The 23865-nt window shown below is 72.9% G+C and carries 17 protein-coding genes and 1 riboswitch; of the genes, 9 read left to right on the forward strand and 8 right to left on the reverse strand.

The window, feature by feature from the left end:
* Positions 1-42 precede the first annotated feature (42 nt).
* Positions 43-531 carry an Asp23/Gls24 family envelope stress response protein gene (locus tag ACIQ6Y_RS06650; protein WP_404033836.1) on the reverse strand — a complete coding sequence of 163 codons (489 nt, stop codon included), beginning with the start codon at positions 529-531 and terminating at the stop codon, positions 43-45.
* 87 nt (positions 532-618) lie between these two features.
* On the opposite strand from ACIQ6Y_RS06650, the gene ACIQ6Y_RS06655 reads away from it, so the two are divergent.
* Positions 619-1347, forward strand: a complete 729-nt coding sequence (locus ACIQ6Y_RS06655; RefSeq protein ID WP_404033838.1) for a nucleopolyhedrovirus P10 family protein — start codon at positions 619-621, stop codon at positions 1345-1347.
* Positions 1348-1436: 89 nt separating this feature from the next.
* Here ACIQ6Y_RS06655 and ACIQ6Y_RS06660 read toward each other — a convergent pair whose 3' ends face one another.
* The 3 genes from ACIQ6Y_RS06660 to ACIQ6Y_RS06670 form a co-directional block, all read right to left on the reverse strand.
* Positions 1437-2228 (reverse strand): enoyl-CoA hydratase/isomerase family protein, encoded by a 792-nt coding sequence (locus ACIQ6Y_RS06660; protein WP_404033840.1) that lies wholly within the window; start codon positions 2226-2228, stop codon positions 1437-1439.
* 132 nt (positions 2229-2360) lie between these two features.
* A complete protein-coding gene (locus tag ACIQ6Y_RS06665) occupies positions 2361-2582 on the reverse strand; it encodes a helix-turn-helix domain-containing protein (RefSeq protein ID WP_018567695.1) in 222 nt (73 codons plus the stop codon).
* A 335-nt stretch (positions 2583-2917) separates the two neighbouring features.
* Positions 2918-4516 (reverse strand): ABC-F family ATP-binding cassette domain-containing protein, encoded by a 1599-nt coding sequence (locus ACIQ6Y_RS06670; RefSeq protein ID WP_404033842.1) that lies wholly within the window; start codon positions 4514-4516, stop codon positions 2918-2920.
* Between the two features lie 261 nt (positions 4517-4777).
* On the opposite strand from ACIQ6Y_RS06670, the gene ACIQ6Y_RS06675 reads away from it, so the two are divergent.
* A complete protein-coding gene (locus tag ACIQ6Y_RS06675) occupies positions 4778-5188 on the forward strand; it encodes a VOC family protein (protein WP_404033844.1) in 411 nt (136 codons plus the stop codon).
* Positions 5189-5203: 15 nt separating this feature from the next.
* On the opposite strand, the gene ACIQ6Y_RS06680 is transcribed toward ACIQ6Y_RS06675, so the two are convergent.
* The 3 genes from ACIQ6Y_RS06680 to ACIQ6Y_RS06690 form a co-directional block, all read right to left on the reverse strand.
* Positions 5204-6610 carry a hypothetical protein gene (locus ACIQ6Y_RS06680; RefSeq protein ID WP_404033846.1) on the reverse strand — a complete coding sequence of 469 codons (1407 nt, stop codon included), beginning with the start codon at positions 6608-6610 and terminating at the stop codon, positions 5204-5206.
* A 160-nt stretch (positions 6611-6770) separates the two neighbouring features.
* The gene (locus ACIQ6Y_RS06685) at positions 6771-7898 is read right to left on the reverse strand and encodes an alpha/beta hydrolase (protein ID WP_404033848.1); all 1128 of its coding nucleotides are present in this window, start codon (positions 7896-7898) and stop codon (positions 6771-6773) included.
* A 93-nt stretch (positions 7899-7991) separates the two neighbouring features.
* On the reverse strand, positions 7992-8657 hold the full coding sequence (locus tag ACIQ6Y_RS06690) for a class II aldolase/adducin family protein (RefSeq protein ID WP_404033850.1): 666 nt from the start codon (positions 8655-8657) through the stop codon (positions 7992-7994).
* A 114-nt stretch (positions 8658-8771) separates the two neighbouring features.
* Here ACIQ6Y_RS06690 and ACIQ6Y_RS06695 point away from each other — a divergent pair, with 114 nt between their 5' ends.
* Both ACIQ6Y_RS06695 and ACIQ6Y_RS06700 read left to right on the forward strand, forming a co-directional pair.
* Positions 8772-10025 carry an anion permease gene (locus ACIQ6Y_RS06695; protein ID WP_404033852.1) on the forward strand — a complete coding sequence of 418 codons (1254 nt, stop codon included), beginning with the start codon at positions 8772-8774 and terminating at the stop codon, positions 10023-10025.
* Between the two features lie 31 nt (positions 10026-10056).
* Positions 10057-10278 carry a hypothetical protein gene (locus ACIQ6Y_RS06700; RefSeq protein WP_404033854.1) on the forward strand — a complete coding sequence of 74 codons (222 nt, stop codon included), beginning with the start codon at positions 10057-10059 and terminating at the stop codon, positions 10276-10278.
* Between the two features lie 59 nt (positions 10279-10337).
* On the opposite strand, the gene ACIQ6Y_RS06705 is transcribed toward ACIQ6Y_RS06700, so the two are convergent.
* On the reverse strand, positions 10338-14702 hold the full coding sequence (locus tag ACIQ6Y_RS06705) for a trypsin-like peptidase domain-containing protein (protein WP_404033856.1): 4365 nt from the start codon (positions 14700-14702) through the stop codon (positions 10338-10340).
* Between the two features lie 190 nt (positions 14703-14892).
* A riboswitch (cobalamin riboswitch) is annotated at positions 14893-15036 on the forward strand.
* Between the two features lie 100 nt (positions 15037-15136).
* Here ACIQ6Y_RS06705 and ACIQ6Y_RS06710 point away from each other — a divergent pair.
* Genes ACIQ6Y_RS06710 through cobO form a run of 5 tightly spaced genes read left to right on the forward strand, consistent with a single transcriptional unit; the run spans position 15137 to position 23862 of the window.
* Positions 15137-16102 (forward strand): cobalamin biosynthesis protein, encoded by a 966-nt coding sequence (locus ACIQ6Y_RS06710; RefSeq protein ID WP_404033858.1) that lies wholly within the window; start codon positions 15137-15139, stop codon positions 16100-16102.
* Positions 16103-16116: 14 nt separating this feature from the next.
* A complete protein-coding gene (locus tag ACIQ6Y_RS06715) occupies positions 16117-17625 on the forward strand; it encodes a cobyric acid synthase (protein WP_404036307.1) in 1509 nt (502 codons plus the stop codon).
* Positions 17622-21272 (forward strand): cobaltochelatase subunit CobN, encoded by a 3651-nt coding sequence (gene cobN / locus ACIQ6Y_RS06720; protein ID WP_404033860.1) that lies wholly within the window; start codon positions 17622-17624, stop codon positions 21270-21272. Before ACIQ6Y_RS06715 ends, cobN begins: the two co-directional genes overlap by 4 nt.
* Positions 21269-23263 (forward strand): putative cobaltochelatase, encoded by a 1995-nt coding sequence (locus tag ACIQ6Y_RS06725; protein ID WP_404033862.1) that lies wholly within the window; start codon positions 21269-21271, stop codon positions 23261-23263. The genes cobN and ACIQ6Y_RS06725 overlap by 4 nt, the downstream gene beginning before the upstream one ends.
* Positions 23263-23862, forward strand: coding sequence for a cob(I)yrinic acid a,c-diamide adenosyltransferase (gene cobO / locus ACIQ6Y_RS06730; protein ID WP_404033864.1), 600 nt, complete (start codon positions 23263-23265; stop codon positions 23860-23862). The genes ACIQ6Y_RS06725 and cobO overlap by 1 nt, the downstream gene beginning before the upstream one ends.
* The last annotated feature ends 3 nt before the right edge of the window (positions 23863-23865 follow it).

Genomic DNA, 23865 nt, shown 5'->3' on the forward strand with positions numbered 1-23865 from the left:
GTGCGCTCCCCTCAGCAGTGCGGTTGTCGGGCCGGCCGCGTGTCACTGGAGCCGGGACTCCGGCTCTTCTTCCTCTTCGTCGGGCAGCTTCACATCGCTGACCGCGATGTTGACCTCCACGACCTCCAGGCCGGTCATCCGTTCGACGGCCGCGACGACGTTCTCACGCACGTCGCGCGCCACGTCCGAGATCGACACGCCGTAGTCGACGACGATCTCCAGGTCCAGCGCGGTCTGCACCTCGCCGACCTCGGCCTTGACGCCGCGGGTCACCGACTTGGCGCCGCCGCCCGGAACACGGTCGCGTACGGCGCCGAAGGTGCGGCTGATGCCGCTGCCCATCGCGTGCACGCCGACGACATCGCGTGCCGCGAGGCCGGCGATCTTCTCGACCACGCCGTCGGCGATGGTGGTCCGGCCCCGGGTCCCGGGGTCGCCGCCGCCACGCCGGGTGGCCTTACGGGTCTGCACCGAGGGCTCGCTGCCGCCCTCGGAGGTCTGCGTCCGGTTCTGGTCCGTCATATCGGTCATCGCCGTACGTCCTTTTCGGTCGTCGTCCTTCGACCACCGTAAGTGGGGTTGCTCGGCCGCGCGCCATGGATACGGCAGGCTGGAGGAATGACGGCGGATCGATGGACACGGGTGGTGCGGGAGCAGCTGGGCCTGGGCAGGCTGCTGCCCCTTGGTGGGCCGCGCGACGGCTCGTGGATCGCGGAGAGCGCCGCAGAGTCCATTCTGCGGCGGTTCATGGAGGGTGTGCCAGGGGTGCGGCTGGGTCCGCTGCGGATCGCCCCGGCCGGTCCGGACGACGGTCAGGAGCCGGCGGTGCCGCCCCCGCCGAGTGCCCTGCCGCCCGGCCCCCTCCGGGTGACGGCCGACTTCACGGCGAGCGGCACCGAGCCTCTGCCGGCGGCGGCGTCCCGTCTGCGTGACGCCCTGGCGCGGGCCGCGACGGAGGCCGTGGGGCTGACGGTCACGGAGGTGGATCTGCGGGTGACGGGGCTGGGCGAGGAGGAGGCCGTTCCGCCGTCCGGGGGTGCGGCACGTTCGGACGGCTCGGATGTGAGGCCCGGGTCCGGCGACGAGTCCCTGGTCGCCGCGGCCGCGCTGTCCGTCCCGGGCGTCTCCCGGCTGACCGGCACCCTCGGCGGCCTGGGCAGGGCGGTGCACATCGAGGAACGCCAGGAGGCGCCGGCGTCCCTGCCCCGCCGCCATGTCCGCGTGGAAGTGGCGGTCCACCCGGGCCACCGCCCACTGACGGTGGCCCGAGAGGTGAGAGCGGCCGTGACAGCGGCCTTGCCGGACGGCCCTACGGTGGCAGTACTGATCACATCAGTGGCCCCGTAAGGGGCGCGCGGGGCTGTGCCGATGTGCGGCTACCGCCGCGCGGGCGCGGCCGGCCCGCCACGGTCCGCAGTCGGCAACGAACCGGACGCCTACTCCCCCAGCCCCGCCCGGTCCCGCAGGCGCCGGGCCTGCGACTGACGCTCGGCAGCACGCTGAGCCTCGTACGACCGGTCGGAGGCACCCCGCAGCAGCGCCTTGGTCTCGATGACCGCGTCACGCGGGGCAGCCAGCAGCGCCGCCGCGAGGTCGGTCACCGTGGCGTCGAGCTGGTCGAGCGGCACGGCGAGGTTGGCGAGGCCGGTGTTCACGGCCTCCTCGGCCAGCACGAAGCGCCCCGTCGCGCAGATCTCGAGCGCACGGGCGTAACCGACCAGCGACACCAGCGGATGCGTGCCGGTGAGGTCGGGGACGAGGCCCAGGCTGGTCTCGCGCATGGCGAACTGCACGTCGTCGGCGACGACGCGCAGGTCACACGCGAGGGCGAGCTGGAAGCCCGCGCCGATGGCGTGGCCCTGGACGGCGGCGATGGAGACGATGTCGCTCTGCCGCCACCAGGTGAACCCCTCCTGGAACTCGGCGATGGCCGCGTCCAGTTCGGCGTCGCTGCCACGCGCGAGGTCGACGAAGGACTTCTCGCCCTCGATGCCCTCGGGCGTGAACATCTGCCGGTCGAGGCCGGCGGAGAAGGATTTGCCCTCACCGCGCAGCACCACGACACGGACGGAGCCCGGCAGCGACCGCCCGGCCTCGGCGAGCGTCCGCCACATGGCGGGGCTCTGCGCATTGCGCTTGGCCGGGTTGGTCAGCGTCACCGTGGCGATCGCGTCGTCGACGGTGAGCCGTACGCCGTCCTTGTCGAGTACCGGGTCGAGCGAAGCCATACGGCGCCTCCGATGGGTGCGGTCAGCAGTGGACGCCGTACGCCGGCATCCATAAGTGACTGCACAGTAACCACCCGGTCGACCGTGCGACCGACCGGGTGGCCACCATCACGCCGTGGGGCCGCCCGGGAGTCAGGCCGAAGCGGCCTTCTTGCCCCGCGTCGCCCCGCCACGCCCGCGGAGCGTGACGCCCGACTCGCTGAGCATGCGGTGCACGAAGCCATACGAGCGGCCGGTCTCCTCGGCCAACGCCCGGATGCTCGCACCGGCGTCGTACTTCTTCTTCAGGTCTGCCGCGAGCTTGTCGCGCGCGGCGCCGGTCACCCGGCTGCCCTTCTTCAGAGTCTCGGCCACCCGTGCCTCCTCATGGGAAGTGCGCTCTGGTCCCCTCATGATCACCCCTCCCGGCCGTCATGGCCACCCATTCGGCAAGGTCCGTGCGACAGGGTTGTGACGACAGGAGCAGGTCCACACATACGGAATCGGTGATTCCGCGCGCCGGCGTTCGTACCGCCGAACGGGTAATTCCGCGAAGTGCCAGGTCAGTGACGCACCACGGCCGAGCCCTTGTCGACAAAGGGCTCGGCCGGGAAATGGATGTAGGACACACCTCGGTACGAGGAGATCTCACACAGATGGTGGATCACCGATGGGCCGAATGATCCATAGCCTGTGGATCACTCATTCGATCAAGCGAGGGCGACGAGGTCCGCGTAGTCGGAGCCCCACAGGTCCTCCACGCCGTCCGGCAGCAGGATGATCCGCTCCGGCTGGAGCGCCTCGACGGCGCCCTCGTCGTGGGTGACCAGGACGACCGCGCCCTTGTAGGTGCGCAGCGCGCCGAGGATCTCCTCGCGGCTGGCGGGGTCGAGGTTGTTGGTGGGCTCGTCGAGGAGCAGGACGTTCGCCGAGGAGACGACCAGGGTGGCCAGGGCGAGGCGGGTCTTCTCGCCGCCGGACAGCACGCCGGCGGGCTTGTCGACGTCGTCGCCGGAGAACAGGAACGAGCCCAGCACCTTGCGGACCTCGACCAGGTCCATGTCGGGGGCCGCCGAGCGCATGTTCTCCAGGACCGTGCGCTCCGGGTCGAGGGTCTCGTGCTCCTGGGCGTAGTAGCCGAGCTTGAGGCCGTGGCCGGGGACGACCTCGCCGGTGTCGGGCTGCTCCACGCCGCCGAGCAGCCGCAGCAGCGTGGTCTTGCCGGCGCCGTTGAGGCCGAGGATGACGACCCGGGAGCCCTTGTCGATGGCCAGGTCGACGTCGGTGAAGATCTCCAGGGAGCCGTACGACTTCGACAGGCCCTCGGCCATCAGCGGGGTCTTGCCGCAGGGCGCGGGCTCGGGGAAGCGGAGCTTGGCGACCTTGTCGGACTGGCGGACCGCCTCCAGGCCGGAGAGCAGCTTGTCCGCGCGGCGGGCCATGTTCTGCGCGGCGACCGTCTTGGTGGCCTTGGCGCGCATCTTGTCCGCCTGCGAGTGCAGCGCGGCGGCCTTCTTCTCGGCGTTGGCGCGCTCGCGCTTGCGGCGCTTCTCGTCGGCCTCGCGCTGCTGCTGGTAGAGCTTCCAGCCCATGTTGTAGACGTCGATCTGGGCGCGGTTGGCGTCCAGGTAGAACACCTTGTTGACGACCGTCTCGACCAGGTCGACGTCGTGGGAGATCACGATGAAGCCGCCGCGGTAGGTCTTGAGGTAGTCGCGCAGCCAGACGATCGAGTCGGCGTCGAGGTGGTTGGTCGGCTCGTCCAGGAGCAGGGTGTCCGCGTCGGAGAACAGGATGCGGGCCAGCTCGATACGGCGCCGCTGTCCGCCGGAGAGGGTGTGCAGGGGCTGGCCGAGCACCCGGTCGGGCAGGTTCAGCGCGGCGGCGATGGTGGCGGCCTCGGCCTCGGCGGCGTACCCGCCCTTGGTGAGGAACTCGGTCTCCTGGCGCTCGTACTGCTTGAGCGCCTTCTCCCGGGTGGCGCCCTGGCCGTTGGCGATGCGCTGTTCGTTCTCGCGCATCTTGCGGATCAGTACGTCGAGGCCGCGCGCGGAGAGGACGCGGTCGCGGGCGAGCACGTCGAGGTCGCCGGTGCGGGGGTCCTGCGGGAGGTAGCCGACCTCGCCGGAGCGGGTGATGGTGCCGCCGGCGGGCATACCCTCGCCCGCGAGGCACTTGGTGAGGGTGGTCTTGCCGGCGCCGTTGCGGCCGACGAGGCCGATGCGGTCGCCCTTGGCGACACGGAAGGTGGCGTTCTCGATGAGGACGCGCGCACCGGCGCGCAGCTCGATACCGGAGGCGGAAATCACGGACAGACTCCAGGGCAGACGGGTTGGCGGGACTGAGCGGCTGAGGACGTTCCCGCTGTCTAATGCGCGAGGAGAATGGCCATGGCATTCAGTCTAACGGGCTCATGCAACCGGATTTCCGCCGCAGCCGGGTGACCATGGCGTCACTGATCAGGGTCGCGGGGCCGGCGGAGCTCGCCGGCGGGGCGTTGTCAGTGGTGGCTGCAACACTGGCGACAGACGGGATTTCCGGAGCAGGATGATCACGAAGGGGTGATCGGCATGGCAGGCACGAGCAGCGGTCCGAGCATCTTCCCGACGGTGCTGTACGCGGACGCCAAGGCGGCGATCCAGCAGCTCACGGAGGGTCTGGGGTTCACCGAGCTGTCGCTGTACGAGAGCGAGGACGGCACGGTGATGCACGCCGAGCTGGTCCAGGGCAACGGCGCGGTGATGATCGGCTCCAAGGGCCGCGGCGGCGTCTTCGACGGGGCGATGAAGGGCGCGGGCCCGGCCGGGGTGTACGTCGTCGTGGACGATGTCGACGCGCACCACCGGCGTGCGGTGGACCACGGGGTGGAGATCCTGATGCCCCCGACGGACCAGGACTACGGCTCGCGGGACTACATGGCCCGGGACGCCGAGGGCAACATCTGGAGCTTCGGCACGTACGCGCCCGCGATAGGCGGCTGAGCCGCCCCTCGCGCTTCAGAGGCCTCCGGTGTGCACCTGGAAGGCCGCGCGGCGCACGGCCTTGGCCAGGGCCGGGTCGGGGTGGGCGGCGGCGAGCGCGACCAGGACCTGCACGGTGCGGGGGTGGCCGACCGCGCGCACCTCGTCGAGCAGGGCGGGGACCGTCGGCTGGACCGCGGACTCCAGGTGACGCACCAGCATCGGGGCCTCGCCGTGGTCGGCGACGGCGGCGGCGGTGTCGACCCACAGCCACGTGGCCTCTTCCCGGGTGAGGACCTCGTGCACGTCCTCCGGGTCGCCGCCGTCGTGCTCCGCCAGCCACAGCAGGGCGTACGGCCGCAGGGTCGGCTCGTCGAGCACCGCGCGTACGTCGGGCTCGGCGGGGGCGCCGACGACGCGCAGCGCCTCGAAGGCCAGGCCGCGCAGCAGGGCGTCCTCGCCGCGGGCGGCGTCGATGAGTTCGGTGACGGCGCTGCCGACGGGCCGGGCGGCGAGCCAGGCGCGGTACTCGGCGCGGGCGGCGTTGGGGCGCAGCTGGGCGCAGCCGCGCAGCATCTCCTCGGCGGAGGCCTCGATGTTGCCGGCGGGGCTCTGCGCGGCGACGCAGATCTGCTCCAGCTTGACCCAGACCGCCCAGTTGCCCAGCGGGGTGAGGGTGGCGTGGGCGGCGTCGCAGGTGAGGGCGCCGACGGAGGCGAGGGCGTGCAGCGCCCAGTCCAGGAGGGGGGCCAGCGGGGCGCCGGGCTGCGGCTCGACAGGCTGCGCCTCGACGGACTCGGGCTGCGGACCGTAGGCGACCTCGCAGCGTTCGGTGCGCAGCTCGGTGACCCGCTGCTCCAGCAGGTCCAGCAGCTGCGCCACGGGGACGGGGCCGGCGGAGAGCTGGAGGAAGGAGAGCACCTGGGGCATGGCCGAGACGACCTCGGCGACGGCCGCCGCCTCGTGCCCGGCGGGCTCCGGGTGGGCGAGCGACCAGGCGTCGAAGAGGGCGACCCAGCCGCGCAGGACGGCGCTGTCGTCGCGGTTCCAGGCCCGCAGCCGCCAGCCGGGGCGGGCGCTGTCGCCGTGCACCTCGACGAGACCGGCGAGCCGGGCGGTGTCCCATTCGGCTCGGATCTGAGCGGGGGTCAGGCCGAGTTCGGCCGCGGCCCGTTCGGCGGTCGCCGCGGAGAGGGTGGCCTTGCCGTCGGCGGAGCCCGCCCGGCCGGGGCGCAGGGCGGCGTCGGCCCAGCGGGCGACGCGGACCGCGCCGGCGAGCTGGGAGCGCGCCATTCTGGCCAGCTCCGCGGGGGCCGGGGTGCCCTCCGGGGGGCGCGGGGCGGGGCGGCGCGGGCGCCGCTGGTCCATGGCTCGGGGAGCGGCGGCCAGGGGTCGTGGGCGGACGAGTCGAAGCCTGGAGTCGCGCGGGATACGGGACGTCACGGGTGCAGTCTTCCGGTTGACGGTCGGAAAACCCAAACGGAATGTCACGGCGGGCGACGGGACTGGCCAACGCACCGGGCGGCGAGGGCGTGGAGGAGGTGGGAACAGGCCAGTGGTACAGGGCTAAACGGAATGACTGCGACCGGGACGGCGGGGGGTGTCACATGAGCGGGGTCAGAAAGCGGCGCAGGGCTTCCTGGTAGCCGGCGGGGTCGGGGTTCCACATGGCGCTGTGCGGGGCGTTCTGGACGGTGTGCAGGGAGACCAGTCCGGGGTGGCTGTCGGCGAGGCGGCGGGACAGCCGCCAGGGGGCCACGGTGTCGCCGGGGCCGTGGAAGACCAGGGTCGGCACGGTCAGGCCGTCGGCCTCGGCGGCGCTGCGGCCCGGGTCGCCGTACAGGCCGGTGCGGCCCTGGGCGGCGCGCACGGCGAGCGGCAGCAGGGCGTGCGGGGTGCGGCGGGCCGCGGCCAGGGCGCGCAGGGTGGTCTGCCAGTCCAGGACCGGGGAGTCGAGCACCAGCCCGCGGACCCGGTCGCGGACGGCGGAGCGCGCGGTGGTGTGCAGGCACATCGCGGCGCCGGTGGACCAGCCCAGCAGGACGACCCGCTGGGCGCCGTAGCGCACGGCGTAGCGGATCGCGGCGTCCACGTCGCGCCACTCGGTCTCGCCGAGGTGGTTGAGGCCGTCGGCGGAGCGGGGTGCGCCGAGGTCGCCGCGGTAGGCGAGGGCGAGGACGGGGAAGCGGAGGCGGTGCAGGAAGCCCATCACGTTCATGGCGAGTTCGCGGGTGGCGCCCAGGCCGTGCACGGCGATCACCCAGGTCTCGCGGGCGCCGGGCACGAACCAGGCGGGCAGGGCGCCGAGTTCGCCGGGGACGTCGACGTCGGCGTGGTCCAGGCCGAGGGCGCTCGCGGGGTCGCCGATGTGCACGTTCGGGGTGAGCCAGACGTGGTCGCCGGGTTCGAGGGTGCCGTGGGTGACGCGTTCCAGACGGCGTACGACGGTGTCGGCGGGGTGCGGGGTGGCGTCCAGGACGGGGCCGACGACGGCGTGGCTGCCGTCACCGGCGAGGCCGTAGGTGCCGGGGCGCAGGGAGGCGAAGTCGCGGGTCAGGGTGATGCGGCCGGCGGCCGTGCCGTGCACGGTGAGCCTGGGCTCGGTGGGCAGGGGACGGCCGGGCGGCGCCTTGAGCGCGGCGTCGCTGGCGAGGCGTCCGGCGGCGACTCCGGCCGCGCCGGCTGCCAGGGCAACGGTGACGGCGGCGGCCGTCGCTTTGACAGTGCGCACGGGTTCAGTGTCCTGGCGGACCCGGTTCTCGGCCAGCGGGCGGGGGCGATCGGGCCTTGTTCAGCGCATTTGGGCTTGTTCAGCGCATTTGTCCTACTGCTGGCCGTAGCCCTTCAGCCTCTCCCCCACCTCCGCCACCTGTTCCCGGGTCAGCAGGGTCGGGGTCAGACCGGGGATCGAGGAGGCCGTCAGCCAGACGCGGCACATCCACTCGAGTTGGGCGGTGCGGTCGTAGGCCTGGTCGAGGGTGGCGCCGTAGGCGAGGGTGCCGTGGTTCTGGAGGAGGCAGGCGGTGCGGTCGGTGAGGGCCCGGAGCATGTGCTCGGCGAGTTCCTCGGTGCCGTAGGTCGCGTAGGGGGCGACGCGGACGGGGCCGCCGAGGGCCGCGGACATGTAGTGGATCAGCGGAAGCTCGGAGACGAGGGTGGAGACGGCCGTCGCGTATACGGCGTGGGTGTGGACGATCGCGCGGGCGTCGGTGGTGCGGTGGACGGCGAGGTGCATGGGCAGCTCGCTGGTGGGGACCAGGGTGCCGAGGACCTGGCGGCCGGTGAGGTCGACGCCCGTGATGTCGTCCGGGCCGAGCCGGTCGTAGGGCACGCCCGACGGTGTGACCAGGATGATGTCGCCGACCCGGACGGAGACGTTGCCGGAGGTGCCGACGACGAGGCCGTCGGCTACTGTGCGGCGGGCCGTCGCCACCAGGTCGGCCCAGGCGGCGGCCGTCTCGTCCCCCGGGTCGTGATGCTGCTCGGACATGCCCTGATCCTGCCCCTTCATCCGACACTCCGATGCCCTGCCCAGTTCACCTGGCGTTCACCTGAGTTACCTACGTTCAACAAGCCAATGACCTTCGAACGATTGCCTGGGTAAATGGAAAACCTCTCACTGATCCTCGCGATTGTGGTGGTGACCGCACTCGCGTTCGATTTCACGAACGGTTTTCACGACACCGCCAACGCGATGGCCACCACCATCTCGACCGGTGCGCTCAAGCCCAAGGTCGCGGTGGCCATGTCCGCCGTCCTCAACCTTGTGGGTGCTTTCCTCTCCGTCGAGGTCGCCAACACGATCTCCAAGGGTCTGGTCGACGAATCAGGCATCCGTCCCGAGGTCATCTTCGCCGCTCTGGTCGGCGCGATCCTCTGGAACCTGCTGACGTGGCTCGTCGGTCTGCCGTCCTCCTCGTCGCACGCCCTGATGGGCGGACTGATCGGCGCGACCGTCGCCTCGGCGGGCTTCGGTGCCGTGCACGGTGACGTTCTGGTGACCAAGGTGCTGCTCCCGGCGATCGCGGCCCCGCTGGTGGCGGGCCTCGCGGCGATGTTCGCCACGCGGCTGAGCTACACCCTGGGCAAGAAGGCCGACGGCAAGGCCGCGGCGAAGGGCTACCGCGCCGGGCAGATCGCCTCCGCCGGTCTGGTCTCGCTGGCCCATGGCACCAACGACGCCCAGAAGACGATGGGCATCATCACCCTCGCCCTGGTCGCCGGCGGCTCCATCGCCCCCGACTCCGACCCGCCCATGTGGGTCATCCTGTCCGCGGGTCTGGCCATCGCGCTCGGCACCTACCTGGGCGGCTGGCGCATCATCCGCACCATGGGCAAGGGCCTGACCGACCTCCAGCCGCAGCAGGGCTTCGCCGCCCAGACCTCCGCCGCGACGGTCATCCTGGCCTCCTCCCACCTGGGCTTCTCGCTCTCCACCACGCACTCGGTGTCCGGCTCCGTGATGGGTGCCGGCCTCGGCCGCAAGGGCGGGGTGGTCCGCTGGTCCACCGCGACCCGGATGTTCGTCGCCTGGGGTCTGACCCTGCCGGCCGCCGCGCTGGTCGGCGCGCTCGCCGAGTACGTCACCGGCTTCGGCGACTGGGGCACCGCGCTGGTGGCCGTCTTCCTGATCGCCTCCAGCGCCGCCATCTGGAAGCTCTCGCGCCGCGAGGTCGTCGACCACACCAACGTGAACGACGCCGACGACGAGGAGCCGGCCGGAGTGGTCACCACGGCGATCGCCGCGGTCACCCCGCCGCCGGCGGGCGTCATGGCCGAGGAGCTCTCCGAGGACCTGTCGGCCACCATTCCCGCCCCGGCGAGCGCCGACCCGGCCGCTCCCAAGGCCGCGGTCTGACCCCCACACCCCGCTTTAAGGAATCAGCAGCATGAAGATCGACTGGGCGGCCCTCGGCTCCGTCTTCGGCGTCAGCCTCGTGGTCACCGTGGCCCTGGTGGGCCTGTTCACCCTCGGCGTCGTCGGCCTGTCCCGCCAGGAGCGGGCCGCGGCCCAGGGCGGCTCGGCCGCCCTCGCCGTCACCGGCGCCTACGCCTGCTTCGCCGCCTGCGCGGCGGCGGTGGCGTACGGCATCTACCTGATCATGGCGTGATCCACCTGATCATGGCGTGAGGCCCGGCGTCTGACGCCCGGCCCTTTGCGAGGGGGCCGTCACGGACAAGGAGAGTCCGTGACGGCCCCCTCGTGCTTGAGGACGGCCTTCTCGGCCTTGGTGTAGGTGCCGGGCCAGTGGCGGCAGAGGGCGGCCTGCCAGGTGTCGGGGTCCAGGGGGATGGCCAGGTCGCCGTTCTCGTCCCGTACGTCCAGCCGGTCGCCGGTCAGGCGGAGGTCCTCCGACGCGGCGTCCAACGGGATGGTGACGTAGGGCTCGTCCACGTCCTGCGGACGCCACACGTCCATGAACTCGTCCGGCCCCACCGTGCCGCTGAGCAGGGTGCCGTCGTCGGCGAGTGCCATCACCTGGATGTCCTCGCTGCTCTCGATGGTCTGTCCCACGAGGTCGCCGTCGGTCAGTTCGCGCCGGGCGATCGTCCTGCTGTCGAGCGGGACGGCGATCAGTTCCCCCTGCGGGGCGACGGTCAGGCCGAGGCTGACCGCGTCCGTCGCCATCGTGAGGAGACTGGTGGGCGTCTTCACCCCCGTGTCGACGTTCCGGACGGCGATCCTGCCCCCGCTGTCCGCGATCACCACCTCGTGCGGATGCGAGGGGCGCACCGCGAAACCGGCACACGGGCCGACGCCGCAGGGCCTGTTCTCCACCACACGACGGGTTCCCGACGCGGCGTCGTAAAGGATCAGCTCGTCCTCAGTGAGGATCACGATCCTGCTGCCGTACAACGGGGCGGCGAAGCCGATCGTGCTGGTGACGGGCACGGTGTGCTCGTGGGCGCCCTGGTCCGCGGTGCGGACCGACAGCATGTCGTGCCTGTCGTACCAGAGGACGAGATGACGGCTGTCCGCGGTGAAGAACACCTCCGGAGGGCCGGCGGCAGTGGCGTCCCATTCAGCCATGACCATGGGTTCGGCGCTCAGCTCCGCACCCACGCGTGCGACGGTCAGCCAGGTGTTGCTGGTCTCCCCGTCCTCGTCGGTGCCCATCGACCGGGCGTGGTGGACACCGTCGGCGCTTCTCGCGTACGCGCCGAACGAGTAGGCGCCATCGGTGTCCGGCCTCAGCAACGGCTTCCGGTGCTCCGGCGTGGTCCGCAGCACGAGCAGATCGGATCCCACGGCCGTCAGCACGCACGGGGCTCCCCCCGGCCCGGGCACGACGGCGGGACGCTGTGCCCACTCCAGCGCGCCGGTCCAGACCGGCGCACCGTAGCGCGCGCCCGTGCGCAGGTCCGTCACCCAGAGCGCGGGATCTTCGGCGCCCTGCACTACATAGCGTCCGGTGGCGTCGACCCCGCCCATCCGCATCGCCACGACCGGCGGGCCGGTGGCATCGGGCCCGGTGAGGGAATGGAACGTATACCGCCCGAGCCCGCCGTCGACGACGACGCCCTTGCCGCGCCCGGCGAGGGACTCGGCCGACCGGAACGTACGCAGCACCCTCCCGGTGCTCAGGTCGTGCACGGTCGCCGTCCCTGTGCTGGAGTCGTCGGACTCGATCATCTGGACGGCTGCGGTGCCGTCCCCCACGAGGGCGGCATCCACCGGAGTCTCGCCCTTGGCGTCCACGGGGACCGGGCGGCCGTCGGCGGTGTCCCAGACGTCGACCGTCCAGCCGCGTCCACGGTCCTCCGAGAAGTCGTCGGCCACTCTCAGGAGACGACCGCCGCTGTCGGAGAAGTCGAGCGCCGTGGTGTTCCGCCTCTCGGTCACGCGGGTCCACAGCCGCTTGCGACGGCGCAGGTCGTGAAGCGTCGTCGAGCCGTCCTCCGTGGCGACCGCCAGCAGACGCCCGTCGTCGCTCAGTTCGACGGCGTCGGCCACACCGGGCTGGTCGAACACCCGCCACGACCGCGGCCGACCCTGCAGAAGGCCCGTCCAGACGCGCACCCGCCGCTCATTGGCCTGGGCCGAGGACAGGGTCACCACGGTGGAGCCGTCGGCGGTCGTGTCGAGGGACCCGATGTCCTCGTCGGCGGGGCCGGCGTGTCCCCTGATCACGGCGGCGCCCCTCAAGTAGGCGTCCAGCAAGGCCTGTCTGGCCTCCTTGCCCTCATGGTTGTGCCAGGCCGCCATGGCCAGATGCTGTGACATCAGCGGACGGGTCGACGCCAGGCGTCCCGCCTCCTCCGCCAAGGCACGCGCCGCGATCACCCGCCCCCTCGACTCCAACCGCGTCCCCCTGTCCCACGCCGCCACCGCCAGCCCTCCCGCGAGCAGCGCCAGCACGACCAGGACGGCCACCGCCAGCCGCCATCTGCGCAGCCCCCGCTGCTGATGCCGTCGGCCCGCCTCGATGAAGTCGCGCTCGGGCTGGGTGATGTCGTCGCGGTGCTCCAGGGAGGCCAGTTGTTCCAGGGACGTGGCCAGCATGGTGCCCCGCAGCAGGGCGCCCGTCTCGCGGCCTGTTTCCTGCCAGTGGGCGAGGGACTGCAGGAGGCGTTCCTGCCAGGCGCGGAAGTCGCGGGAGGCCTCCAGCCAGGTGCGCAGGCGGGGCCAGGCGCGGACGAGTTCCTCGTGGGCGAGGTCGACGAGGGGGTCGCCGTCGGGGCCGTGGGTGATGCGGACGAAGCGGGTGCGGGTGGCCAGGGCTTCGGCGGTGGCGCGGAGTTCGGGGGGCAGGGGGGACAGGCGGACCGGTTTGCGGGTGAAGCCCGCCGCGTCGTCGGGGCGGGCCAGTTGGGTGAAGAGGCGGCGGACGGGGGCCTCGCCGTACTCGGCGATGACCTCGCCGACCCGTTGTTCGGCGTGGGCGGACAGGGCTCCGGCGACGCCGCCCAGGGCCTCGTAGCCGGTGTGGGTCAGGCGGATGCCCTTCTCGTGCGACCACAGTTCCGTCAGGGCGAACTCGACCATCGGCAGATGACCCGGCTCGCCCTCGGCGTCGTCCACGATGCGTTCCGCGAGGCCGGGTTCGAGGGTGAGGCCGGGGACGCGGGCCGCCGGGCCCTCGACGGCGCGCAGGAGGGCCGCGCGGTCCAGAGGCGCGACGACCTGGGCACAGTCGCTGAGGACGCGGGCCGTGGCGGGTTCGACGAGGTCGTCCAGCGACGCCGAGCGCAATGTGGCGAGGACCCGCAGGCGTCTGCCCTCGGCCGGTGCCGCGGCCAGGGCGATCGTCAGGCCGAGCAGCGTCCGTGCGGTGGCCGGTTCGGCGGCGACGGTCTCCTCCAACTGGTTGAGGAAGAAGACATGTCCGGCCGGGCCGCAGCTCTCCAGCACCCGTCGCCCCAGCGCGGCCGCGGCGCCGGCACCCTCGGCGTCCAGGACCTCCGCCAGCGCCAGGGCCGCCCGTTCCTGCTCCGGGACACCGGAGTCCCGCGCGAGCAGCGGGGCCAGCGCCCGCGCCAGAGTGAGCGAGGCTCGGGTGCCGGGCAGGGGCCGGATCTCGGACACCGTATGGCCGTCGGCGCGCAGGCGGGGCAGGACGCCCGCACGGACGAGGGAGGTCTTGCCGCTGCCGGACGGGCCCACGACGGGGACGACCAGGTGGCGTTCCACCGCGTCGACCAGCCGGTCCGTCTCCTCCTCGCGGCCGAAGAAGTGCTCGGCGTCCTCCTCGCGGAAGGCGTCCAGGCCGCGGTAGGGGCAGCGGCGCAGGCCCGGTTGGAGGTCGAGGAGCGTGGCGGCGGGGATGAGGTAGGAGGTGACGGCCGCGGGACCGCGGTCCGCCGCGACCGTCATGCCTACGACGGCGCCGACCTCCTCGTCCCACACCGGGGCCCCGCTGCACCCCGGGGTGATGCGGTGCGCCGTCCCCTCGGCCTCCATCGAGATCCAGCCGTGCCCCACGGCTCCGCGCAGCCGCCCGCCGATCCACGCGCCGTGCTCGGCGGCGGCGGGGAAGGCGAGGATGCGGAAGCGGTGGTCCCACACATCGCCGACCCCGGCGAGGGGGACGGGACCGCCGAAGGGCTCTGCAGAGGGCTGTGCGGAAGGCTCCCCGGAGAGTTCTGCCGAGGGCTCCCCGGAGGGCTCCCGCGAGAGCTTCCCGGACAGCTCCCCGCGGGGCTCCCCTGGAACCTCTCCTGAGGGCTCCCCTGAGACCTCCCCTGAGGGCTTCCCGGACAGCTCCCCTGAGGGCTCCCCCGAGGACCGCCCCTCCCCCGGCAGCAACCGCAGCAGCGCCACGTCCCCCGATCCGTCCGCCGTGACCGGGCGCCACGCCGACACGGACGCCCGGTGGACCGTGCCGCCCCGTTGCAGAGGGAACTCCACGGTCAGCGACGCCGTGGGGACCGTCGCGTCCCGGCCGTCGACGCGCAGGGCCTGCGCCACCACGTGGGCGCAGGTGGCCACCAGGCCCGGCGCGAGCAGGAAGCCCGTGCCGACCGCCGTGCCGTCGGCGTCCCGCACCCGGGCCACCGCGGGGCCGAGTGCCTCGGGAAAGCGGTCACCGGTCACTGCGTACGCACCTTTCGTCTCGCCCGTCCGACGTATTGCAGTCGGTACTGACGGAGCGTCACAAGCGGTGGCGCGGATTGCCGCCCGGCAGAGCGCATTTCCGCCCGAGTCGGTCCTCGCGGGCGGGCCGGCGTGGTAGCGGTGTGGGCCTCGGCACACTCCAGCCTCGCAGGTCAACAGCGAGTTGACGGGTGTTCGCGGGCCGTGGTGGACTGCCGGAGCCATCTACGGCGGCAGGAGAGGAAGCCGGTGCGAATCCGGCGCGGTCCCGCCACTGTCACCGGGGTAGCCATTCCCCGGGAGCCAGGAACTCTCACCGCCGGTCTCGTCGAACCAGGGCGCGGACACCCTGAGTGAGGACATATCGCCATGCGCGGCTGCCCAACACGGTTCACCATCCCTGCCCTGCCCGCCTGTCCGGCCGGCTGAGCCCGATGCGTGCCGATCGCGTGTTCGCGTACGGCGCCGCCGCCGGCCTTCTCGGTGACCTCCTGCTCGGCGATCCGCGCCGCGGGCATCCGGTCGCCGCGTTCGGCCGCGCCGCGGGTGCCGTGGAACGGAGGCTGTGGCGCGACCACCGCGGCCGGGGCGCCCTGCACACCGCCGTGTGCGTCGGCGGCACGGTCGCCCTGGGCGCCGCGGCCGCCCGTGCCGTACGCCGCTCCCCCGCCGCCTCCGTCGCGCTGACCGGCGCCGCCACCTGGGCCGTCGTCGGCGGTACTTCGCTCGCACGCGAGGCCCGCGCCATCGGGCAGTCGCTCCAGGAGGGCGACATCGAGGGCGCGCGGGCCCGGCTGCCGCACCTGTGCGGGCGCGACCCGCAGGCGCTGGACGCCGACGGGATCGCCCGTGCCGTCGTGGAGTCGGTCGCCGAGAACACCTCCGACGCGGTCGTCGGCGCGCTGGTGTGGGGCGCGCTCGGCGGGGTGCCGGGGCTGCTCGGCTTCCGGGCGGTCAACACCCTCGACGCGATGGTGGGTCACAAGTCGCCCCGCTACCGCCGCTTCGGGTGGGCCTCCGCCCGCCTGGACGACCTCGCCGGCTGGCCGGGCGCGCGGCTGACCGCCGTACTCGCCGCGGCCGCGGGACCCGATCCGCGCGGTGCCGTACGCGCCTGGCGGGCCGACGCCGGCCGGCACCCGAGCCCCAACGCCGGGCCCGTGGAGGCCTCCTTCGCGGGCGCCCTCGGCGTGCGGCTCGGCGGCACGCTCTCCTACGGCGGCCGGGTCGAGCACCGGCCCGTGCTGAACGGGGCGACGGGACGCGCCGTCGCCGTCACCGACATCGGCCGGGCGGTACGGCTCTCCCGCCGGGTCGGCTGGCTCGCGCTCGGCGTGGGAGTCGCCGGGCGCCTGGTCGTGAAGGGGCGCAACAGCATGAGTGGGGGCGGAAGAACATGAGCTGGGGCAAGAGCATGGGCGGGGGTCTCCTCGTCGCCGGCACCACGTCCGACGCGGGCAAGAGCGTCGTCACGGCCGGGATCTGCCGATGGCTGGTGCGGCAGGGGGTCAAGGTCGCGCCCTTCAAGGCGCAGAACATGTCCCTCAATTCCTTCGTCACGCGCGAAGGCGCCGAGATCGGCCGGGCGCAGGCCATGCAGGCCCAGGCCTGCCGCGTGGAGCCCACCGCGCTGATGAACCCCGTGCTGCTCAAGCCCGGTGGCGAGCAGAGCAGCCAGGTCGTGCTGCTGGGCAAGCCGGTCGGCGAGCTGAGTGCGCGCGGCTATCACGGCGGACGGCAGCAGCAGTTGCTCGGCACGGTGCTGGAGTGTCTCACCGAGTTGCGGGGCACGTATGACGCGGTGATCTGCGAGGGTGCGGGCAGTCCGGCCGAGATCAATCTGCGCCGGACGGACATCGTGAACATGGGGATCGCCCGCAATGCCGGGCTCCCGGTGCTTGTCGTCGGCGACATCGACCGCGGGGGCGTCTTCGCGTCCTTCTTCGGAACGGTGGCTCTGCTCTCCCCCGAGGACCAGAAGCTCGTCGCGGGGTTCCTCGTCAACAAGTTCCGGGGCGATGTCTCCCTGCTGGAGCCGGGCCTGGACATGCTGCTCGGCCTCACCGGGCGCCCCACCTACGGAGTCCTGCCCTTCCAGCACGGCCTCGGCATCGACGAGGAGGACGGGCTGCGGGTGTCCCTGCGCGGGACGGTCCGGGAGTCGAACGTGGCCCCGCCGCACGGCGAGGACGTCCTGCGCGTCGCGGTGTGCGCGATCCCGCTGATGTCCAACTTCACGGACGTGGACGCGCTCGCCGCCGAACCGGGCGTCGTGGTGCGGTTCGTGGACCGGCCGGAGGAGCTGGCCGACGCGGACCTGGTCGTCGTCCCCGGCACCCGGGGCACCGTACGGGCGCTGGAGTGGCTGCGCGAGCGGGGCCTTGCGGACGCCCTCGTCCGCAGGGCTGCCGAACAGCGGCCGATCCTCGGCATCTGCGGCGGTTTCCAGGTCCTCGGCGAGCACATCGAGGACGAGGTCGAGAGCCGTCGCGGTCACGTGGACGGCCTCGGGGTCCTCCCCGTCAGGGTGCGGTTCGCCCGCGAGAAGACCCTCACCCGGCCGGTCGGCGAGGCACTCGGCGAACCGGTCGAGGGGTACGAGATCCACCACGGCGTGGCCACCGTCCTCTCGGGTGAGCCCTTCCTGGACGGCTGCCGCGTCGGCCAGACCTGGGGCACGCACTGGCACGGCTCGCTGGAGTCCGACGGCTTCCGGCGCGCCTTCCTGCGCGAGGTCGCCGCCGCCGCGGGCCGCCGCTTCGTGCCGGCGCCCGACACCTCCTTCGCCGCGCTGCGCGAGGAGCAGCTCGACCGGCTCGGCGACCTGATCGAACAGCACGCGGACACCGACGCGCTGTGGCGGCTCATCGAGTCCGGCGCGCCACAAGGACTGCCTTTCATTCCACCGGGAGCACCCGCATGAGCACAGTGTTGTTGTTGTCGACCGCCGACACGGATCTGCTGGCGGCCCGTGCCTCGGGAGCGCCGTACCGGATCGGCAACCCGACCCGGGTGGACGTCGCCTCCGAGCTGCCGGCGCTCGTCCAGGGCGCGGACATCGCCGTCGTACGGCTTCTCGGCGGCAAGCGCGCCTGGGAGGACGGGCTCGCCACGCTGAAGGAGGCGGGCATCCCGACCGTGCTGCTGGGCGGCGAGGCCGTACCGGACGCCGAGCTGATGGCCGAGTCCAGCGTGCCCGCGGGTGTCGTGGCGGAGGCGCTGAAGTACCTGGTCGAGGGCGGCCCCGAGAACCTGGTCGAGCTGTCCCGCTTCCTGTCCGACACGGTGCTGCTGACCGGCGAGGGCTTCGCCGCGCCGCAGAAGATGCCGGAGTACGGCGTCCACGGCGAGCGCGCTCTCGTCGAGGGCCGCCCGACCGTCGGCGTGCTCTTCTACCGAGCCCACGAGCTCAGCGGCAACACGGCGTTCGTGGACACCCTGTGCGACGCGATCGAGGCCCGTGGCGCCAACGCCCTGCCGGTGTACTGCGGTTCGCTGCGCGGCGCTGATGCCGGGCTGTACGAGATCCTCGGGCAGGCCGACGCCCTGGTCGCCACGGTCCTCGCGGCGGGCGGCACGCACGCCTCGCAGGCGTCGGCCGGCGGTGACGAGGAGGCGTGGGACATCGGGGCCCTCGCCGATCTGAACATCCCTGTGCTGCAGGGGCTCTGCCTGACCTCGTCGAAGAGGGCCTGGGACGAGTCGGACGCCGCCCTGTCCCCGATGGACGCCGCGATGCAGGTGGCGATCCCGGAGTTCGACGGGCGTCTGATCACCGTGCCGTTCTCCTTCAAGGAGCAGGGCCCGGACGACGTCCCGGTGTACCGGGCCGACCCCGAGCGGGCCGCGCGCGTGGCCGGGATCGCCGTACGCCACGCGCAGTTGAAGCACAAGCCGAACGCGGAGAAACGGCTCGCGCTGGTCTTCACCGCGTACCCGACCAAGCACTCGCGTGTCGGCAACGCGGTGGGACTGGACACGCCCGCGTCGGCGGTGCGGGTGCTGGACGCGCTCAAGGGAGCCGGTTACGTCGTCGAGGGGCACCCCGACAACGGTGACGAGCTGATCCACCGGCTCATCAACGCCGGTGGCCACGACGTGGAGTGGCTGACCGAGGAGCAGCTGGCCGCCGCGCCCGCACGCGTGCCGCTGGCGGACTACCGGGCGTGGTTCGACAAGCTCGACCCGGAGCTGCGGGACGCCATGCTGGAGGCGTGGGGCGAGCCGCCGGGCTCGCTGTACGTCGACGGGGACGACATCGTGCTGGCGTCCCTGCAGTTCGGGAACGTCGTCGTGATGATCCAGCCGCCGCGCGGCTTCGGCGAGAACCCGATCGCGATCTACCACGACCCGGACATGCCGCCGTCGCACCACTACATGGCGGCCTACCGCTGGCTGGAGAACAGCTTCGGCGCCGACGCGATCGTGCACATGGGCAAGCACGGCACGATGGAGTGGCTGCCCGGCAAGGGCCTCGGGCTCAGCGGCGGTTGCGCCCCGGACGCGGTCCTCGGCGACCTTCCGCTGATCTACCCGTTCATCGTCAACGACCCCGGTGAGGGCACCCAGGCCAAGCGGCGCGGCCACGCCACGGTCGTCGACCACCTGGTCCCGCCGATGGCACGCGCCGACACCTACGGCGACCTGGCCAAGCTGGAGCAGCTCCTCGACGAGTACGCGCTGGTCAGCGACCTGGACCCGACGAAGGCACCGGCCGTGCGGGCGCAGATCTGGACCCTCGTCAAGGCGGCCGAGCTGCACCACGACCTGCATGTGGACGAGCAGCCGGACGAGGACGAGTTCGACGAGTTCGTCATGCACATCGACGGCTATCTGTGCGAGATCAAGGACGTGCAGATCCGCGACGGCCTGCACATCCTGGGCGGCGGCCCGGTCGGCGAGCCCCGGGTGAACCTGGTGCTGGCCGTGCTGCGTGCCTCGCAGGTCTGGGGCGGACAGGCGAACGCGCTGCCGGGCCTGCGGGCCGCGCTGGCCGCCCACTTCGGGCTGGTCGAGAAGGAGTTGCTGGCCGAGCCGGGTGCTCCGGTGAAGGTGCCGGTGGAGCTGACGGACCTGGTGGAGGGCCCGTCCCGTACCGCCGCCGACGCGATCGACCTGCTGGAGCAGCTGTGCCGGCGGTTCGCCGAGGGCATGGAGGCCCGGGACTGGGCCGTGGCCTCGGTGCCCGCGCTGGTGCGCGAGGTCGTCGGGGTCGAACTCCCCGAGGCCGTCGCGGTGCTGGAGTTCGCCTGCGACGAGGTCGTGCCGCGGCTCGCCCGGACGACGGACGAGATCGGGCACATCCTCAGGGCTCTCGACGGCGGTTACGTCCCGGCCGGGCCCTCCGGCTCCCCGACGCGCGGCCTGGTCAACGTGCTGCCGACGGGCCGGAACTTCTACTCCGTCGACCCCAAGGCGATTCCCTCGCGGCTGAGCTGGGAGGTCGGCCAGTCGCTGGCGGACTCGCTGGTCCAGCGGTACCTCCAGGACACCGGCGCGTACCCGAAGTCGGTGGGCCTGACCGTCTGGGGCACCTCCGCGATGCGCACCCAGGGCGACGACATCGCCGAGATCCTGGCGCTGCTGGGCTGCCGTCCGGTGTGGGACGAGGCCTCGCGGCGGGTGACCGGCTTCGAGGTGATCCCGCTCGCCGAGCTGGGCCGGCCGCGCATCGACGTCACCGTCCGTATCTCCGGCTTCTTCCGGGACGCGTTCCCGCATGTCGTCGGGCTGATCGACGACGCGGTGCGCAAGGTGGCCGAGCTGGACGAGCCGGCCGAGCAGAACTACGTCAAGGCCCACGCCGACGAGGACACCGCCGAGCACGGCGACCGGCGCCGCGCGACGGCCCGTGTCTTCGGCTCCAAGCCGGGCGCGTACGGCGCCGGCCTGCTGCCGCTGATCGACGCCCGCAACTGGCGCTCCGACGCCGACCTCGCCGAGGTGTACGCCGTCTGGGGCGGCTACGCCTACGGGCGCGGGCTCGACGGGCGGGCGGCGCGCGGGGACATGGAGACGGCGTTCAAGCGGATCGCGGTCGCCGCGAAGAACGTCGACACCCGCGAGCACGACCTGGTCGACGCCGACGACTACTTCCAGTACCACGGCGGCATGGTCGCCATGGTCCGCCACCTCACGGGCGCCAACCCCGAGGCGTACGTGGGCGATTCGGCGACGCCGGACCAGGTGAAGACGCGCACGCTGGGCGAGGAGACGCACCGCGTGTTCCGGGCCCGTGTGGTCAACCCGCGCTGGATGGCGGCCATGCGGCGCCACGGCTACAAGGGCGCCTTCGAGATGGCGGCGACCGTGGACTACCTGTTCGGCTACGACGCCACGGCGGGCGTGGTCGACGACTGGATGTACGAGAAGCTCAGCGCCGAGTACGTCTTCGACCCGGAGAACCGGGACTTCATGAAGCAGTCCAACCCGTGGGCGCTGCGCGGCATCACCGAGCGGCTCCTGGAGGCGGCCGAGCGCGGTCTGTGGGCCGAGCCGGACGCGGAGACGCTGGAGCGGCTGCGGGCCACCTACCTGGAGCTCGAAGGCGACCTGGAGGGCGACCAGTGACGACTCCCTTTCCTTTCACGGCCGTTGTCGGCCAGGACGATCTGCGGCTCGCGCTGCTGCTGAACGCCGTGTCGCCGGCGGTCGGCGGTGTGCTGGTGCGCGGCGAGAAGGGCACCGCCAAGTCGACGGCCGTCCGGGCCCTTTCGTCGCTGCTGCCGCAGGTGCCGGTCGTCCCCGGCTGCCGGTTCTCCTGCGACCCCGCGTCCCCCGACCCCGCCTGCCCGGACGGGCCGCACGAGCCGGGCCCCGGCACCGAGCGGCCCGCCCGCATGGTCGAGCTGCCCGTCGGGGCCTCCGAGGACCGGCTGGTCGGCGCGCTGGACATCGAGCGGGCGCTCGCGGAGGGCGTGAAGGCCTTCGAGCCGGGCCTGCTGGCCGACGCGCACCGCGGGATCCTCTACGTCGACGAGGTCAACCTGCTGCACGACCACCTGGTCGACCTGCTGCTGGACGCGGCCGCGATGGGCGCCTCGTACGTCGAGCGCGAGGGCGTGTCCGTGCGGCACGCCGCGCGGTTCCTGCTGGTCGGCACCATGAACCCCGAGGAGGGCGAGCTGCGGCCGCAGCTCCTGGACCGGTTCGGCCTGACGGTCGAGGTGGCCGCCTCGCGGGAGCCCGACCAGCGGGTGGAGGTCGTACGGCGGCGGCTGGCGTACGACGACGACCCGGCCGGGTTCGCCGCGCGCTGGGCCGAGGAGGAAGCCGCCGTGCGGCAACGGATCGTCGCCGCACGGGAGTTGCTGCCGCAGGTGCGGCTGGGCGACGGGGCGCTGCGGCAGATCGCGGCGACCTGTGCGGCCTTCGAGGTGGACGGCATGCGGGCCGACATCGTGATGGCGCGTACCGCCACCGCGCTGGCGGCGTGGGCGGGGCGGACCGATGTGCTCGCCGAGGACGTCCGGCAGGCGGCGCTGCTCGCGCTGCCGCACCGCAGGCGGCGTAATCCGTTCGACGCGCCGGGCCTGGACGAGGACAAGCTGGACCAGACGCTGGAGGAGTTCTCCGGGGACTCCCCGGACGACGACCCCGACCCCGACGGCCCCGGTGGCGGTGGCGGCGGGCAGCCGTCCCCGGACGCCGGGCCCGAGGGCGGGGACACCGCCGCGCGGCCGGAGGCCGGTGAGGGCGGCGAGCCCCAGCCGTCCGGCGCCGGTGAGCAGTCCGCCGTACGGGCCGCCGAGCCGTTCCGGACGAAGGTGCTGAGCGTGCCGGGGATCGGTGAGGGTGCCGCCGGGCGGCGTTCGCGGGCGCGGACCGCGCACGGGCGGACGACCGGTGCGCGGCGGCCGCAGGGCGCCCTGACCAAGCTGCATCTGGCGGCGACCGTGCAGGCGGCCGCTCCCCACCAGCGGGCGCGCGGGCGCTCCGGGCGGGGGCTGGTGGTGCGCCGGGACGATCTGCGGCAGGCGGTCCGGGAGGGGCGTGAGGGCAACCTCGTGCTGTTCGTGGTCGACGCCTCCGGGTCGATGGCCGCCCGGCAGCGCATGAGCGCCGTCAAGGGTGCCGTGCTGTCGCTGCTGCTCGACGCCTACCAGCGGCGGGACAAAGTGGGGCTGGTGACCTTCCGGGGCTCGGCCGCCGAGGTCGCGCTGCCGCCGACCTCTTCGGTGGACGCGGCCGCCGCCCGCCTCGAATCCCTGCCGACCGGTGGGCGTACGCCGCTGGCGGCCGGGCTGCTCAAGGCGCACGAGGTGCTGCGGGTGGAGCGGCTGCGGGACGCGGGGCGGCGGCCCCTGGTGGTCGTGGTGACGGACGGGCGGGCGACCGGAGGGCCCGAGCCGCTGCTGCTCGCCTCGAAGGCGGCCGGGCTGTTCGCGGCCGACGGCGTCGCCTCCGTGGTCGTGGACTGCGAGTCGGGGCCGGTGCGGCTCGGGCTCGCCGGGAAGCTCGCGGGCGAGCTGGGCGGGACCGCCGTGACGCTGGACGAGCTGCGGGCCGACAGCATCGCCGGACTGGTGAAGAACGTGACGTCGTCGAGGAGGGCCGCGTAATGCCGCAGGGACAGCCGAGTGTGGTGCCGGACGATGGACTGACCACGCGTCAGCGCAGGAACCGGCCGCTGGTCGTGGTGCACACGGGCATCGGCAAGGGCAAGTCGACGGCCGCGTTCGGGCTCGCGCTGCGGGCCTGGAACCAGGGCTGGCCGATCGGGGTGTTCCAGTTCGTCAAGTCGGCGAAGTGGAAGGTCGGCGAGGAGAACGCGCTGCGCGTGCTCGGCGCCTCCGGCGAGGGCGGCACCGTCGACTGGCACAAGATGGGCGAGGGCTGGTCCTGGGTCCAGCGCGACGCGCAGATGGACAACGAGGAGAAGGCCCGCGAGGGCTGGGAGCAGGTCAAGCGCGACCTGGCCGCCGAGACGTACCGGCTGTACGTGCTCGACGAGTTCGCGTACCCGATGCACTGGGGGTGGGTCGACACCGACGAGGTCGTCGACGTGCTCCGCAACCGGCCCGGGACCCAGCATGTGGTGATCACCGGGCGCAACGCCCCCGAGAAGCTGGTGGAGTTCGCCGACCTGGTCACCGACATGTCCAAGGTCAAGCACCCGATGGACGCCGGCCAGAAGGGCCAGAGAGGCATCGAGTGGTGACCC

It is taken from the genome of Streptomyces sp. NPDC096205 (assembly GCF_044763135.1).
Lineage (GTDB): Bacteria > Actinomycetota > Actinomycetes > Streptomycetales > Streptomycetaceae > Streptomyces.